This window comes from Arthrobacter sp. BG5, assembly GCF_056680155.1.
Map to the genome: position 1 here is coordinate 3,013,002 of NZ_CM155268.1, position 15,851 is coordinate 3,028,852.

Here is a 15,851-nt window from a genome sequence, read left to right on the forward strand (position 1 = left end):
GGCCGGCCGGCGGTGTGGTGCCCGGTCAGAGGGTATCGGTCGGGGCTGCCCGGTGGTCTATGTCGGCCGTCAGCTTGTCGATCCGGTCCAGGGCGGCGTTGAGGTGCTTGACCGTCGCCCACAAGTTTGGATGCTCGTGGCGGATCTGTTCGAGTGTGGCGCCGGCCGAGGTCAGGGTCGACAGATCGTAGCTGACGTTGGTGCGCGCTCCCGTCAGTGCTGCTCTTAGGGCCCCGAAGGCGACGACCACATCGGCGATAAGCGCAGGGTTGCCGTGGGCTGCAAGCCATTCCAGGTCCGTGATGGCATCGATGGCGCGTCCGCCGAGCAGGGCAGAGGATTTTGCGGCTTCGACGGAGGCTTTATGTATTGCGTCCTCGCGTTCGGGCCCGGGTTCGAGCCGGAAAGCGGCCCCGAAAGCTTTGGATGCGGACGAGTCGTCGTCGGCCAAGTGGAGAGCGGCTTGCCGCAGTGAGCGCGCCCGGGTATGAACATTGTCGAGTTCAGCGCGTTGGTGCTCATCGGCGTCGGTGTATCCGGCCACCATCGACGTCAGTGACGCGGCAATGGCAAGCATCAACCCGGCACCAGCGCCACCACCGGGGGAACCCACGGATTCCGCCAACGCCAGCGTCCACTCCTCAACCGTCGAACGCCGGGTTGTCACCGCTTCAGAATCAGCCATGAAACTAAGTCTGCCCTGAAGGTTTGTGTGCCGTCACCTGACTGCCACGCCAACAGGACGACGAAGAAGTTCCTGTGGAGCCGTCATAATCAGCTCATTCCTGCTGGTCAGGCCACCGGAGGAGCCGCGACTGGATCCATTTTCTCGGCACGTTGCCGGATTCCCTGGAGCATTCTTCGCTCCATCGTGAACCAGCACGCGTCGATTGTGCGGGGAGCAGGGCCGCGACCGGCCAGCCCGGGCATGACCCCCTCAAAAACCAGTGGGCCCCTCCCGGAAGCTTCCGGGAAGGGCCCACTGGCGTCGCTGCGGTCCGCGCGTCGTTCCTTACGGCGTCGGCATGCCGCCGTTGACATTCAGCGTCTCGCCGATCACGTAGCTGGACTCGGACGAGGCGAGGAACACGTAGGCCGGGGCGAGTTCGGCCGGCTGGCCGGCGCGGCCCAGCGGGGTTTCCTTGCCGAATTCCGGCAGGTCCTCGGTGGGCTGGCCGCCGCTGGGCTGCAACGGGGTCCAGATCGGGCCGGGCGCCACCGCGTTGACCCGGATGCCCTTGGGCGCCAGCTGCTGGGCCAGGCCCTTGGTGAAGTTGTTGATCGCGCCCTTGGTGGAGGCGTAGTCCACCAGCGTCTCCGACGGGCTGTAGGCCTGGATGGACGTGGTGTTGATGATGCTCGACCCGGCCGGCAGGTGCGGCAACGCCTCCTTGGTCAGCCAGAACATGGCGTAAACGTTGGTCTTGTAGGTGTGGTCGAACTGGACGTCGTCGATGTCGCCGAGCGCCTTCTGCGCCACCTGCTTGCCGGCGTTGTTGACCAGGATGTCCAGGCCGCCGAGTTCCCGCACCGCCGTCTCCACGAGCTCGCGGCAGACGGACGAATCCTTGAGGTCACCGGGGACCTTGACCGCCTTGCGCCCGGCCTTCTCGATCAGCTCCGCGATCCGGCTGGCGTCCTCTTCCTCCTCCGGCAGGTAGGACATCACGACGTCGGCGCCCTCCCGGGCGAACGCGATCGCCGTCGCGGCGCCGATGCCTGAGTCCGCGCCGGTGACGATCGCCTTGCGGCCCTCCAGCCGGCCGGTGCCCCGGTAGGTGTCCTCGCCGTGATCCGCTTTCGGTGTCATCGTGGCGTCCAGGCCGGGTTCCGGCTGGCTCTGCTCGGGCGGCTCGATCTGCTCGTAGGCCGTCACGGGGTTCCTGAACGTGTACTGGTCAGTCATTGTTCTCCTCCGATGGTTGCGTTGCGCCCGGGCTCTCGTGGACGGGGCCGGGCGTCGACGGCGGGTGGATCCCACAACACGCTAAGCATGCTTAGTAATTACCCTAGTCACGGAAGGGGAGAGTGCGCAACGGGGGAGCGCCGGCTGGGCGTGGCCAGGAAGCGGGCTCGGTGTGGCATTCGCAGTCCGGCGTCCGGCCGCGTGCCCTGGGAAGACCGGCTTTGCGCCCTCACGAAGTTTTTTCTGTGAACTGTTGACCGATTATCTTGTGTTGTTTACTGTAAACAGTAATCAGGAGGACGACGATGTTCGAAGCACGACCGATCAGGGCCGAGTCCCTGGGTGAACGCCTTGCCGGCGAGCTGCGGCGGGGCATAATCACCGGTGAGATCGCCGCCGGCACCCGCCTTGTCGAGGAGGACGTGGCCGAGACATTCAGTGTCAGCCGTGGGCCGGTGCGCGACGCGGTGAAACTGTTGCGCACCGAGGGCCTGGTCACCGGCTCCGGGCGCAATGTCGTGACCACCGCCCTCAGCGCCGCTGACATCGACGAGCTCATGGCACTGCGCGAGTCCTTCGAGCTCCTGGCCGTCGAGCGCGCCATGTCCGCCAACCGTGAGCTGCTCGTCCGCGACCTCAAGCTCGCGCTTGCCGATATGGAGTCCGCTGCGGCCGAACGGAATGCAGCGGCCTTCACCACCGCCGATATCCGGTTCCACTCGGCATTCTTCGAGTCGGCCGGGCTGACCAGGCTCAACCTCCTGTGGCACCAGTTCCGCCCGACGATCGAGGGTCTGCTGCACGCCTCCGGCCAGCAGATGGAGGACCTCGCATCGTCGGCACGTGAGCACACAGACCTCGCCACGCTGATCGGCGCCGGCAAAGTCCCCAAGGTTAAGGCGGAGCTGCACCGGCACCTGCAGACGACCTGTTCACGGCTCCAGTCCGCAGTTCCCCCCGCTCAACCATAGAGAAAGCGAAACCCAGATGAGATCAACGGCGATCAAGATGATGGCAATGGCGACCATGGCAGCACTTGCCATGAGCGCCTGTGCCCAGCGCGGCAGCGGAACGACCACCGAAGCGGCGGCCGACTTCCCCAGCAAGGACTTCACGCTCGTGGTGCACGCAGGCGCCGGCGGCGGGTCGGACCTCACAGCACGGACCCTCGCCAAGGAAATGGAGACCGACCTCGGCAAGTCCATCGTCGTGGAGAATCGCACCGGTGGTGGTGGCCGGGTGGGACTGACGTACCTCAAGCAGCGACCCGCCGACGGCTACAGCATCGGCTTCATCCCGGTCGAGGTGGCGATGCTCGGACACCAGGGTGCCGACATCAAGCCTGACCAATACACGGTCCTTGCGCAGGTCATGAACGCGCCGGCAACCCTCTCGGTGCCGAAGGACAGCCCATTCAAGACGCTGGAGGACGTCATCGCTGCCGCGAAGGCCAAGCCCGGGACGGTGACGGTCTCCAACTCCGGCGCAGGCGCCATCTGGGAGGCCGCCACCCTGGCGCTCGGCGAGGCCGCCGGTGCCGAGTTCAAACCGGTTCCGTACGACGGCGGTGCCCCCGCCGTCGCAGCCGGTGTCGCTGGAGAGGTCCAGGCTGTGATGGCGGGCGTGAGCGAGTCCAGCGCCGCCGCCAAGGACGGTCGTCTCCGGATCCTCGCGGTGATGGCACCCCAACGCGTCGAGGCGCTGCCCGACACCCCTACGGGCAAGGAACTCGGCGTCGACCTCGTCATCGGTGGCTGGGGCCTCATCGGCGCCCCCGCCGGCCTTCCGGATGACGTGAAGAAGAAGCTCGCCGACGCCGTCAACAAGGCGGCCTCCTCGGACACCTTCAAGCAGGTCATGACCAAGGCAGGCAACACGCCGCTCGCCACCACGCCGGCTGAGGCGTCGGCCTTCGCCGCCACCGAATTCCAACGCTTCGGACAGATCTACAAGTAATGGCCGCCACCCTCACCGTCGAGGGACAGCGGAGGACTGCCTCACCACTGCGTGAGGCAGTCCTCGGGCTGGTCTTCCTCGTGCTCGGCATCGTTATGCTCGTCCTCGCGCGGGGGATCGAGCTGCCCCAGCGCACCACGGCCGTCAGCCCGAGGATTTGGCCGGAGGCGCTGGCTATCGGGCTCATCGCCCTCTCGGCGCTTCAGGTGGTCGTCGCCTTCGTGGCCACCCCGGAAGCGGACGAGCAGGAGCCCTCCACCCGGCGGGGCGTCGCGCGCGTCATCGGGTTCATCGCCTGCATCCTCGCCTTCGGGCTGTTCTGGTACTACGTCCACTTCCTGATCTCCGCGTTCGTCCTGGTCGCCGCCCTCACGTGGGTGGGCGGCGGGCGTGGCGTCAAAGACCTGGTCATGTTCCCGGCCGTGATCGTCACGGTCCTCTACGTCTTGTTCGCCCTCCTCCTGAAGGTGCCGGTATGACAGCCCTGTTCGAAGGTTTCGAAGCGCTCTTCACGCTCCAGATCGCCCTCTGCATCCTGGCCGGCGCGGTGATCGGCATGCTCGTGGGAGCCTTTCCCGGGATTAGCGCCACCATGGCCGTGGCGCTCGCCAGTGCGTTCACGCTCACCATGGAGCCGCTGCCGGGCCTCGCGGTCCTCCTGACCATCCTCGTCGCGGCGCAGTTCGGTGACCGCGTGCCTGCCATCCTCATCAACACACCGGGAACGCCCGCGTCCATCGCGACGACCTTCGACGGCTACGCGCTCGCCAAGCAGGGCAAGGCGGGCATAGCGCTCACCTCATCGGCGTACGCGTCGGCCATCGGTGGCTTCGTGGGGATCGCGGTCCTCATGGTGGCCGCCATCCCCCTGTCTGAGTTCGCACTCGAGTTCGGGTCGCCGGAGATGTTCGCGCTCGTCGTCTTCGGGCTCACCATGATGATCGAGGTCTCGGGTGGCAAGATCATCAAGGGCCTCATCGCGGGACTATTCGGACTGGCGCTCGGAACCATCGGCCGCGACCCGCTCGATGGGTCCGACCGGTTCACCTTCGGGATACCTGAGCTCGTCGAGGGCATCCCGTTCATCGCGGTGATCATCGGCCTCTTCGGCATCACCGAGGTGTTCAACCAAATGCTGGAGCGCGGCCAGGCCCACGGTGCTGCCGTGACGAGCTTCGGACGCTGGTGGCCCAACCGCGCAGAGAACCGTGCCATGGTCAAGCCCGTGATCATCGGGTCGGCCGTCGGCACAGTGGTGGGCATTCTCCCCGCTGCCGGTGGCGACATCGGTGGCATCGTGGCCTGGGACCAGGCCCGCCGGCTGTCCAAGGAGCCCGAGCTCTTCGGCAAGGGATCCCTGGAAGGCCTGACGGCCGCTGACTCCTCGTCGAACGCCGGCGTCGGCGGCTCGGTCCTGACGACCTTGGCCCTCGGTGTCCCCGGAGACTCCGTGATGGCCGTGATGCTGGGTTCCATGATTATTTGGGGGATCCAGCCGGGTCCGAGCCTGTTCTCCCAGCACCCCGACCTCGTCTACTCCATCGCCGGCATCATGATCTTCGCGACGGTGCTCACCCTCGGGCTCAGCCTGCTGCGCATGCGCGGGGTCGCCAAGCTGCTCGACCTTCCGAGCAAGTACCTCTGGGCGGTCATCGTGACCTTCTGCATCGTGGGCACGTTTGCAGTCAACAACAGCGTCTTCGACGTCGGCATGATGATCCTGTTCGGAGCCGTCGGCCTGCTGTTCCGGCGCTTCGGCTTCCCGGCCGGACCCGTGGTCCTGGGTCTGATCCTGGGCCCGCTCGCGGAGCGGAACTTCCGCCGCTCCATGGAGATCGGCGGTCTGGAGACCATCTACACCAGCCCGATCGCCGTCGGCCTGATGGTGGCGGCGGTCCTCGCGCTCGCCGTGCCGCGGATCCGCTCCAGGGTCAAGGCGCGCAAAGCGGCGCAGAGGGTCGCATGACCGCGGCGGAGATCCACGTAGAGCAGGCGCCGGTGGTCCGACACGTCGTCGTCGATGGGGTGCCCGGCCAGTGCCATGCCAGCACGGTCTGCGTGGTGGCCGGAACCTTCCTCGTCGCGTGGTTCCAGGGCGACCACGAGGGCGCCGACAACAGCGAGATCTGGTTGTCGGCGGGCGACGGCGCGACGTGGTCGCAGCCCGTGGTGGTCAGTGCGGGGCTGGGCCCGTGCTGGAACCCGGTGCTCCACCTGCGGTGTGACGGGCGGGTCCTGCTGTACTTCAAGGTGGGTCGGGCTATTTCGTCATGGTCGACGATGTGGGTGGAATCCCTGGACGGTGGGCTGACCTGGTCCGCACCCGCTGAGCTCGTCGATGGTGACCACGGTGGCCGGGGCCCGGTCCGTACCCCGCCGGTGCGCCTGTCGTCCGGACGACTCGTCGCTGGAGCCTCGACCGAGACCTGGAGCGACGAACCTCAGTGGGATTCGTTCGTCGACCTCAGCGACGACGACGGACTGACCTGGCGGCGCCGCGACGACATCGTCGTCGACAGGGACCGGGTCAGCGGCGCAGGGATCATCCAGCCCACACTGTGGCAGTCCGCCGACGGAGCCGTCCGCCTCCTGGCGCGCAGCACCGCGGGGCGCCTCGTCTCCTCGGTCAGCCACGACGACGGGGACACCTGGGCTCCCGGAACGCTCAGCGCGGTCCCCAACAACAATTCGGGTGTCAGTGCCTGTGCCGTTGCGGATCTGGTCTACCTCGCGCACAACCCGGTCTCGGGTGACTGGGCGCCCCGTGCACCGCTGACGGTGTCCGTCAGCGCAGACCAAGGCCGCACCTGGCAACAACTGGTCACGCTCGAGGAGAGCCTCGAGGCCCGGCAGGGGAGTGGCGCCGGTGAGTACGCCCCCGCCGACTCAGGTGTGGTCACGACCGGTGCCAATGAGTTCTCGTACCCGACCCTCATAGTCATTCCGGGCGGCCTCGCCGTCTCCTACACCTGGCAGCGCCGTGGCATCCGCCTGGCACTGATCGACACCTCGAATCGGAGTTCATCATGAGTCCCTACCCTGGCGCCAACCTCATAAGCGCTGTCCCCACCCTCTTCGATGCACATGGTGCCGTCGACCTCGGAGCAAGCGGCGCGGTATACGCGCAGCTCGCCGAGCACGACATCGACGGGGTGTTCGTGGCGGGCACGACCGGTGAGTTCACGACGCTCACGGACGAGGAGCGCCTGGATGTCTGCGGAGCAGCCGCCGAGGCCTTCGGCCATCAGCGCACCTACTGGCACGTCGGGGCGGCTTCTCTGTACCAGGCGTCCCGGCTCACCAGTGCAGCGGTGGACCGGGGGGCCCAGCGGCTCGCAGCCCTGACCCCGCACTACTTCGCAGCAACCGAATCGTCGGTGCTCGCCTACTACGAGCGGCTCGTGGAGATCGCCGGGGACGTGCCCGTGTTCGCCTACCTCTTCGCCGCCAGGGCCACTACGACCGTGTCACCGGAGTTGCTCGCCAAAGTCGCGCAGACCGGTATCGCGGGCGTGAAAATCAGCGGGGAACCGCACGACACGGTGCGGCGCTACGTTGAGGCGCTCGGCCAGGATGCGGTGCCGGTGTACTCCGGGGCTGACGGCGAGTTCCTCGAGGTCGTCGCGGCCGGTGGTGCAGGTGTGGTCTCCGGGGTGTCCTCGGCGTTGCCACAGCCGTTCCTCGCCGTCCGCGACGCCCTGCGCTCCGGCGACGAGGCAGCCCTCGACGCCGCTCGTGCGAGGGCGCGGCGAGCGATTGAGGTGACGAAGCAGGGCGATATGGCCCACCTCAAGGCCGTCCTGGAGCTGCGTGGTCTTCCGGCGAGCACCCTGCGGGCCCCCCTGAACCCGATCACGCCGACCGAGCGCGCTGCCCTTGCGTCGAACGTCGCCGACCTGCTCTGAACGAGCGAAAACCCAAACGCCAGTGGGCCCTTCCCGAACGTTTCCGGGAAGCGCCCACTGGTTTGCTGCCACAGCCTGCGTGTCGTTCGTTACGGTGCCGGCACGCCGCCATTCACGTTCAGTGTCTCGCCCCGGACGAGCCGGACTCGGGGAAGGCCGGCACGCGTGCTCGGGGTAGCGCCGGAGCCCGCCACGGAACGCGTTCGACGTCGTCACCCCGCCGGTGCCCTCTCCGGCTTCGTGGCCGGTGTGCTGCGCGGAGCCGATACCCCGGCCCGGGCAGCGTTGGACGACCGGCAAGATGGTCAGCATGCAGCCCGCTCCCGCGTCGTGCTGTTTGAACCGTCAACCGGAGCCTCGGACGGCTCAGCCCCCAGTTGTGGCGGCGGCCGGCTACGCCGGCCGAGCGGGACGCATTGTCGGCATAGGTGAAGTGTGCTTCACTTATTGGGTGGAGGGGAGTATCCCCCAAATGTTCCGTCGTCAGTACGGCCGCCCCTGAGCGGCCCGGCGGACAGGCCCTCGGGGCCGGGAGAGACCTCCAGTTGGTGTTGACTGACTGGAAGCAGGTGCTCTTCGATGAATGTTCCTTTTTGGGCCTGGTTGGCCGTCCTTGGCGCGATTGTCCTGATGCTGGCGGTGGACCTGTTCGCCCACCGCAAGGCGCATGTGATCCGGGTCCGTGAAGCGGCATTGTGGTCCGCCGTCTGGGTCGCGTTCGGCGTCGGGTTCGGCGTGCTGGTATGGCAGCTGTACGGGGCCGAGTTCGGCCAGCAGTACTTCGCCGGATACCTGATCGAAAAGTCCCTGGCCGTGGACAACGTCTTCATCTGGGCAATCATCTTCACGTACTTCGCCGTACCCCGCGAGTACCAGCACCGGGTGCTGTTCCTTGGCGTCCTGGGCGCCCTGGTTTTCCGTGGCGTCTTCATCGCTGCAGGCGCCGCAATCATCGCCAGCGCCGAATGGGTGCTGTATGTCTTCGCCGCGTTCCTGCTCATCACCGGCTACCGGATGATCCGTCAGCGCAACGACCACCCGGAACCGGAGAAATCCCGGGCGCTGAAACTCTTCCGCCGGTACGTGCCCATGACCGACAAGTTCCACGGGCAGAAATTCCTGGTCCGCAAGAAGGGCCTGGTACTGGCCACCCCGCTGCTGGCGGTCCTGGCCCTGGTCGAGGTCACGGACATCATCTTCGCCGTCGATTCGATTCCCGCGATCTTCGCCGTCACCGACGAGGTGTTCCTGGTCTTCACGGCCAACGCCTTCGCGATCCTCGGCCTCCGCGCCATGTACTTCCTGCTCGCCGACCTGATGCACCGGTTCATTTACCTCAAGATCGGCCTGGCGCTCGTCCTGATCTGGGTCGGCATCAAGATGCTGCTCAAGATCGACATCTACTACATCCCCACCCCGCTGTCGCTGGGCGTCATCGCGTTTATCCTCGCCGTGGCCATCGGCGCGAGCCTGTGGGCCACCCGCGGCCAGGAGCGCAAGGCCCCGGCGGGGCCGGCGCACGCCCCGTTCGGGACGGCGACAGCCGAAGAGCTGGCTGAGCTGGAACCGCTGTGGCGGCGCCGCCGTGTTGGCAGCAGGACCACGACTGCGCGCATCCGGGATGCCGGGGAGTCCGACGCCGGGGAACCCGGCGCAGGGGAGTCCGGCGTCGACCCGCATGCGCCCGCAGAGAGTGAGCGCACATGAACGACGGCGTCCAACCCCCGTTGCCCCCGGCGCCGCCCACACCCGCGCGGCCGGCCTGGACCTTCCTCACGAACCACGGGCACGTCTTGCTGGCCGTCGCGGCGGACCCGCAGGCCCGCGTGGCCGACATCGCCGCCAGGGTCGGCGTCACCACACGCTCGACCCTTCAGATCCTCAAGGACCTGGAAGACGCTGGCTACCTGCACCGGACGCGGGACGGACGGCGGACGCGCTACGCCATCGAACCCCACCAGCACTTCCGCCACCCCGCTGTGGCCGGTTGGGAAATCGACGGACTGATCGGGCTGCTTTCGCCTTCCGCCGCGGCGGAGCCAGCGCACATGGTCCCGCCGGCCCCGGAGGGTCCGTGAGCCTGAGGCAGGCAGGCGCGCGAAGCGGTCCACCGGCCCGTGTCTTTGGATCCGGCCGGGACGCAAGCGCCGTCCCGGCCGGCGCATGCGTCCCGGCGCGCACTGTGACCCACTCCATAGACGCCCGGCACCCGCCGGCCGGGCATCCTGGCCCCGCTGAGACAGCCGAAATCCGCGGATTTCCGGGGGTTATGACGGGGGGAGGCGTCGTTGGGGGTCGATTTGTTCCGGGTCGGGTTCGTGTGTAAAGTAGTTCGAGTCGCCGCCGCTGAAGCGGAAAGATAGCGACCGACCCCCTGATAAACGGCCTGGAAAATGGCGCGGATATTTGCGCGCTGATGACGGGTGGGGATCCTGTTCGTGGGATTGGAAATCGCGGAAACGCCGGTTTGCAAAGCGTCACGGACTCGGGTAAGTTTGAAAAGTTGCTCCGGAGCGATCCTGGACCGTTGGGTTTGGGTGGTGCCGGGTGTGTCTGTTGTTTGAGAACTCAATAGTGTGCCAAGTTTGTTGATACCAATTTATTGTATTGAATTGGTTGATTGTGCCGGATCTGCCACCCCGTGGTGGGTTTGGTGTTTTTAGCTGGTTTCAAATTTTGTGCAGCCTGGTTCCGCGTTTTCCCGTGGTTCTTTGGTTGTGTCTGTTTTTCTTCAACGGAGAGTTTGATCCTGGCTCAGGATGAACGCTGGCGGCGTGCTTAACACATGCAAGTCGAACGATGATCCCAGCTTGCTGGGGGATTAGTGGCGAACGGGTGAGTAACACGTGAGTAACCTGCCCTTAACTCTGGGATAAGCCTGGGAAACTGGGTCTAATACCGGATATGACTCCTCATCGCATGGTGGGGGGTGGAAAGCTTTATTGTGGTTTTGGATGGACTCGCGGCCTATCAGCTTGTTGGTGAGGTAATGGCTCACCAAGGCGACGACGGGTAGCCGGCCTGAGAGGGTGACCGGCCACACTGGGACTGAGACACGGCCCAGACTCCTACGGGAGGCAGCAGTGGGGAATATTGCACAATGGGCGCAAGCCTGATGCAGCGACGCCGCGTGAGGGATGACGGCCTTCGGGTTGTAAACCTCTTTCAGTAGGGAAGAAGCGAAAGTGACGGTACCTGCAGAAGAAGCGCCGGCTAACTACGTGCCAGCAGCCGCGGTAATACGTAGGGCGCAAGCGTTATCCGGAATTATTGGGCGTAAAGAGCTCGTAGGCGGTTTGTCGCGTCTGCCGTGAAAGTCCGGGGCTCAACTCCGGATCTGCGGTGGGTACGGGCAGACTAGAGTGATGTAGGGGAGACTGGAATTCCTGGTGTAGCGGTGAAATGCGCAGATATCAGGAGGAACACCGATGGCGAAGGCAGGTCTCTGGGCATTAACTGACGCTGAGGAGCGAAAGCATGGGGAGCGAACAGGATTAGATACCCTGGTAGTCCATGCCGTAAACGTTGGGCACTAGGTGTGGGGGACATTCCACGTTTTCCGCGCCGTAGCTAACGCATTAAGTGCCCCGCCTGGGGAGTACGGCCGCAAGGCTAAAACTCAAAGGAATTGACGGGGGCCCGCACAAGCGGCGGAGCATGCGGATTAATTCGATGCAACGCGAAGAACCTTACCAAGGCTTGACATGGACCGGACCGGGCTGGAAACAGTCCTTCCCCTTTGGGGCCGGTTCACAGGTGGTGCATGGTTGTCGTCAGCTCGTGTCGTGAGATGTTGGGTTAAGTCCCGCAACGAGCGCAACCCTCGTTCCATGTTGCCAGCGCGTAATGGCGGGGACTCATGGGAGACTGCCGGGGTCAACTCGGAGGAAGGTGGGGACGACGTCAAATCATCATGCCCCTTATGTCTTGGGCTTCACGCATGCTACAATGGCCGGTACAAAGGGTTGCGATACTGTGAGGTGGAGCTAATCCCAAAAAGCCGGTCTCAGTTCGGATTGGGGTCTGCAACTCGACCCCATGAAGTCGGAGTCGCTAGTAATCGCAGATCAGCAACGCTGCGGTGAATACGTTCCCGGGCCTTGTACACACCGCCCGTCAAGTCACGAAAGTTGGTAACACCCGAAGCCGGTGGCCTAACCCCTTGTGGGAGGGAGCTGTCGAAGGTGGGACTGGCGATTGGGACTAAGTCGTAACAAGGTAGCCGTACCGGAAGGTGCGGCTGGATCACCTCCTTTCTAAGGAGCACCTACAACAACCCCGCCGGGCGTTATGCCTGTGTGGTGGTGTTGTCAGGAGTACGCCCGTTGCGCAGACGATTGTTCTGCGGCGGGTGCTCACGGGTGGAATATCAACAAATAGCGGCCGCATGGTTTTGTCCTTGCCCAGTACGGATGTGCTGCTCTCTTGTGGAGCAGGGTGTCCTGGAACGGCGGGGGCGGGACGCAGGCGGTTTAGTGTTTGGCACACTGTTGGGTCCTGAGACAACAGGACCATGGCTTGCGCGTTCTTCTCCTTTCGGGGGGTTGGGGGTGCGGGGTGTGGGACTTGTGTTTCTGGTTTCCCGGCTGCGACGAGCATGCACTGTTCGGTCCCTTTTGTGGGGGTCTGGTGTGTGGGGTGTGTGGTACGGGGTTGTTGTTTGAGAACTACATAGTGGACGCGAGCATCTTTTATAAGAAGCAATTTCCAAGAATATGAACCTGGATCTGGCTGCGCGTGATGGTGTCACCCTTTTGGGGTGGTGTTGTTGGGTGTGGTTGGTTTCTGTGGTTCTCTCGAAATTACTCCTTGATCTTTTGTGGTCAAGTTTTTAAGAGCACACGGTGGATGCCTTGGCATTAGGAGCCGAAGAAGGACGTAGGAATCTGCGATAAGCCTGGGGGAGTCGATAACCGGACTGTGATCCCAGGGTGTCCGAATGGGGAAACCCCGCCAGGGACGCGAGTTGCCTGGTGACCCGCATCTGAACACATAGGGTGCGTGGAGGGAACGCGGGGAAGTGAAACATCTCAGTACCCGCAGGAAGAGAAAACAATAGTGATTCCGTTAGTAGTGGCGAGCGAACGCGGATCAGGCTAAACCGTTCCATGTGTGATAGCCGGCGGGCGTTGCATGGTCGGGGTTGTGGGACTTTCCGTTCTGTCTCTGCCGGGACAGTGGGGTGAGAGCATGTGCATAGGTGAACGGTCTTGAAAGGCCGGCCAGAGAGGGTGTGAGCCCCGTAACCGAAATGTAGTGTGCCGCCTGGGAAGTATCCCAAGTAGCACGGGGCCCGAGAAATCCCGTGCGAATCTGTCAGGACCACCTGATAAGCCTAAATACTCCCTAATGACCGATAGCGGACCAGTACCGTGAGGGAAAGGTGAAAAGTACCCCGGGAGGGGAGTGAAACAGTACCTGAAACCGTGTGCTTACAATCCGTCGGAGCCTCCGCAGCTTGCTGTGTTGGGGTGACGGCGTGCCTTTTGAAGAATGAGCCTGCGAGTTAGTGTTACGTCGCGAGGTTAACCCGTGTGGGGAAGCCGTAGCGAAAGCGAGTCTGAACAGGGCGTTGCAGTGGCGTGATCTAGACCCGAAGCGAAGTGATCTACCCATGGCCAGGTTGAAGCGACGGTAAGACGTCGTGGAGGACCGAACCCACTTCAGTTGAAAATGGAGGGGATGAGCTGTGGGTAGGGGTGAAAGGCCAATCAAACTTCGTGATAGCTGGTTCTCCCCGAAATGCATTTAGGTGCAGCGTTGCGTGTTTCTTACCGGAGGTAGAGCTACTGGATGGCTAATGGGCCCTACAAGGTTACTGACGTCAGCCAAACTCCGAATGCCGGTAAGTGAGAGCGCAGCAGTGAGACTGTGGGGGATAAGCTTCATAGTCGAGAGGGAAACAGCCCAGACCACCAACTAAGGCCCCTAAGCGTGTGCTAAGTGGGAAAGGATGTGGAGTTGCGAAGACAACCAGGAGGTTGGCTTAGAAGCAGCCATCCTTAAAAGAGTGCGTAATAGCTCACTGGTCAAGTGATTCCGCGCCGACAATGTAGCGGGGCTCAAGTACACCGCCGAAGTTGTGGCATTCAGATATTAGCTAAGCCCTTGTGGTTCAGGCGTCTGGATGGGTAGGGGAGCGTCGTGTGGGCAGTGAAGTCGCGGTGTAAACCAGCGGTGGAGCCTACACGAGTGAGAATGCAGGCATGAGTAGCGAAAGACGGGTGAGAAACCCGTCCGCCGAATGATCAAGGGTTCCAGGGTCAAGCTAATCTGCCCTGGGTAAGTCGGGACCTAAGGCGAGGCCGACAGGCGTAGTCGATGGACAACGGGTTGATATTCCCGTACCGGCGAAAAACCGCCCATGCTGAACAGGGGATACTAACCGCCCGAGACCTGCCCGATCACCCTTGTGGTGTGAGGGTTTTGGTGGAGCGCGGGACCGAAACCTGGGAGGCAAGCGTATTAACAGGTGTGACGCAGGAAGGTAGCCGAGCCGGGCGATGGTTGTCCCGGTCTAAGGATGTAGGGCGAACGGTAGGCAAATCCGCCGTTCATGATGCCTGAGACCCGACGGGACCCCCGTATGGGGGGATTCGGTGATCCTATGCTGCCTAGAAAAGCATCGACGCGAGGTTTTAGCCGCCCGTACCCCAAACCGACACAGGTGATCAGGTAGAGAATACTAAGGCGATCGAGAGAATTATGGTTAAGGAACTCGGCAAAATGCCCCCGTAACTTCGGGAGAAGGGGGGCCCCCATCGTGATGGACACAAGCTGTCCGGAGCGTGCAGGGGCCGCAGAGACCAGGGGGAAGCGACTGTTTACTAAAAACACAGGTCCGTGCGAAGTCGCAAGACGATGTATACGGACTGACTCCTGCCCGGTGCTGGAAGGTTAAGAGGACCGGTTAGCCGCAAGGCGAAGCTGAGAATTTAAGCCCCAGTAAACGGCGGTGGTAACTATAACCATCCTAAGGTAGCGAAATTCCTTGTCGGGTAAGTTCCGACCTGCACGAATGGAGTAACGACTTCCCCGCTGTCTCAACCATAAACTCGGCGAAATTGCAGTACGAGTAAAGATGCTCGTTACGCGCAGCAGGACGGAAAGACCCCGAGACCTTTACTATAGTTTGGTATTGGTGTTCGGAGTGGCTTGTGTAGGATAGGTGGGAGACGTTGAAGCCCGGACGCCAGTTCGGGTGGAGTCATCGTTGAAATACCACTCTGGTCACTTTGGACATCTAACTTCGGCCCGTAATCCGGGTCAGGGACAGTGCCTGATGGGTAGTTTAACTGGGGCGGTTGCCTCCTAAAAAGTAACGGAGGCGCCCAAAGGTTCCCTCAGCCTGGTTGGCAATCAGGTGTCGAGTGTAAGTGCACAAGGGAGCTTGACTGTGAGAGAGACATCTCGAGCAGGGACGAAAGTCGGGACTAGTGATCCGGCGGTACATTGTGGAATGGCCGTCGCTCAACGGATAAAAGGTACCTCGGGGATAACAGGCTGATCTTGCCCAAGAGTCCATATCGACGGCATGGTTTGGCACCTCGATGTCGGCTCGTCGCATCCTGGGGCTGGAGTAGGTCCCAAGGGTTGGGCTGTTCGCCCATTAAAGCGGTACGCGAGCTGGGTTTAGAACGTCGTGAGACAGTTCGGTCCCTATCCGCTGCGCGCGCAGGAAATTTGAGAAGGGCTGTCCTTAGTACGAGAGGACCGGGACGGACGAACCTCTGGTGTGTCAGTTGTACTGCCAAGTGCACCGCTGATTAGCTACGTTCGGATGGGATAACCGCTGAAAGCATCTAAGCGGGAAGCTCGCTTCGAGATGAGATTTCCATACACCTTGTGTGTGAGAGGCCCCCAGCCAGACCACTGGGTTGATAGGCCGGATGTGGAAGCGAGGACTAACGACTCGTGAAGCTGACCGGTACTAATAGGCCGATAACTTACACCACACACCCACCCCGCGAACCAACATCAAAAGGGGTTCGCACCCATGGGGAGGGTACAAAGAAACAAGACTGCTTGCGTCCACTATGTGGTTCCCAAACAACAAACCCGCCACGGGCACGTTGATCCAGGGA

Annotated in this window: 10 protein-coding genes and 2 rRNA genes; 10 read left to right on the forward strand and 2 right to left on the reverse strand. The window is 63.1% G+C overall.

The window, feature by feature from the left end; genetic code table 11:
• Window positions 1-25: 25 nt before the first annotated feature.
• Together AC1MBE_RS13955 and AC1MBE_RS13960 are read right to left on the reverse strand one after the other, a co-directional pair.
• Entirely contained in the window at window positions 26-685 is a 660-nt protein-coding gene (locus AC1MBE_RS13955) for a cyclodeaminase/cyclohydrolase family protein (protein ID WP_479779111.1), read from the reverse strand.
• A 327-nt stretch (window positions 686-1,012) separates the two neighbouring features.
• Entirely contained in the window at window positions 1,013-1,906 is an 894-nt protein-coding gene (locus tag AC1MBE_RS13960; protein WP_479779112.1) for an SDR family oxidoreductase, read from the reverse strand.
• A 305-nt stretch (window positions 1,907-2,211) separates the two neighbouring features.
• Between AC1MBE_RS13960 and AC1MBE_RS13965 the strand changes: the two genes are divergently transcribed.
• The 10 genes from AC1MBE_RS13965 (at window position 2,212) to AC1MBE_RS14010 (ending at window position 15,722) form a co-directional block, all read left to right on the forward strand.
• Window positions 2,212-2,877 (forward strand): GntR family transcriptional regulator, encoded by a 666-nt coding sequence (locus tag AC1MBE_RS13965; RefSeq protein ID WP_479779113.1) that lies wholly within the window; start codon window positions 2,212-2,214, stop codon window positions 2,875-2,877.
• A gap of 16 nt (window positions 2,878-2,893) precedes the next feature.
• Window positions 2,894-3,862: a tripartite tricarboxylate transporter substrate binding protein gene (locus AC1MBE_RS13970; RefSeq protein WP_479779114.1), complete on the forward strand. Its 969-nt coding sequence runs from the start codon at window positions 2,894-2,896 to the stop codon at window positions 3,860-3,862.
• Window positions 3,862-4,341, forward strand: a complete 480-nt coding sequence (locus AC1MBE_RS13975) for a tripartite tricarboxylate transporter TctB family protein (protein WP_479779115.1) — start codon at window positions 3,862-3,864, stop codon at window positions 4,339-4,341. Before AC1MBE_RS13970 ends, AC1MBE_RS13975 begins: the two co-directional genes overlap by 1 nt.
• A complete protein-coding gene (locus tag AC1MBE_RS13980) occupies window positions 4,338-5,828 on the forward strand; it encodes a tripartite tricarboxylate transporter permease (protein ID WP_479779116.1) in 1,491 nt (496 codons plus the stop codon). The genes AC1MBE_RS13975 and AC1MBE_RS13980 overlap by 4 nt, the downstream gene beginning before the upstream one ends.
• A 32-nt stretch (window positions 5,829-5,860) precedes the next feature.
• Window positions 5,861-6,892: an exo-alpha-sialidase gene (locus AC1MBE_RS13985; protein WP_479779117.1), complete on the forward strand. Its 1,032-nt coding sequence runs from the start codon at window positions 5,861-5,863 to the stop codon at window positions 6,890-6,892.
• Window positions 6,889-7,767: a dihydrodipicolinate synthase family protein gene (locus tag AC1MBE_RS13990; RefSeq protein ID WP_479779118.1), complete on the forward strand. Its 879-nt coding sequence runs from the start codon at window positions 6,889-6,891 to the stop codon at window positions 7,765-7,767. The genes AC1MBE_RS13985 and AC1MBE_RS13990 overlap by 4 nt, the downstream gene beginning before the upstream one ends.
• Before the next feature lie 579 nt (window positions 7,768-8,346).
• Window positions 8,347-9,474, forward strand: a complete 1,128-nt coding sequence (locus AC1MBE_RS13995) for a TerC family protein (RefSeq protein ID WP_479779119.1) — start codon at window positions 8,347-8,349, stop codon at window positions 9,472-9,474.
• Window positions 9,471-9,845, forward strand: a complete 375-nt coding sequence (locus AC1MBE_RS14000; protein WP_479779120.1) for a helix-turn-helix transcriptional regulator — start codon at window positions 9,471-9,473, stop codon at window positions 9,843-9,845. The genes AC1MBE_RS13995 and AC1MBE_RS14000 overlap by 4 nt, the downstream gene beginning before the upstream one ends.
• A 653-nt stretch (window positions 9,846-10,498) precedes the next feature.
• A 16S ribosomal RNA gene (locus tag AC1MBE_RS14005) occupies window positions 10,499-12,023 on the forward strand.
• A 565-nt stretch (window positions 12,024-12,588) separates the two neighbouring features.
• A 23S ribosomal RNA gene (locus AC1MBE_RS14010) occupies window positions 12,589-15,722 on the forward strand.
• The 16S and 23S rRNA genes sit together here, the layout of an rRNA operon.
• The last annotated feature ends 129 nt before the right edge of the window (window positions 15,723-15,851 follow it).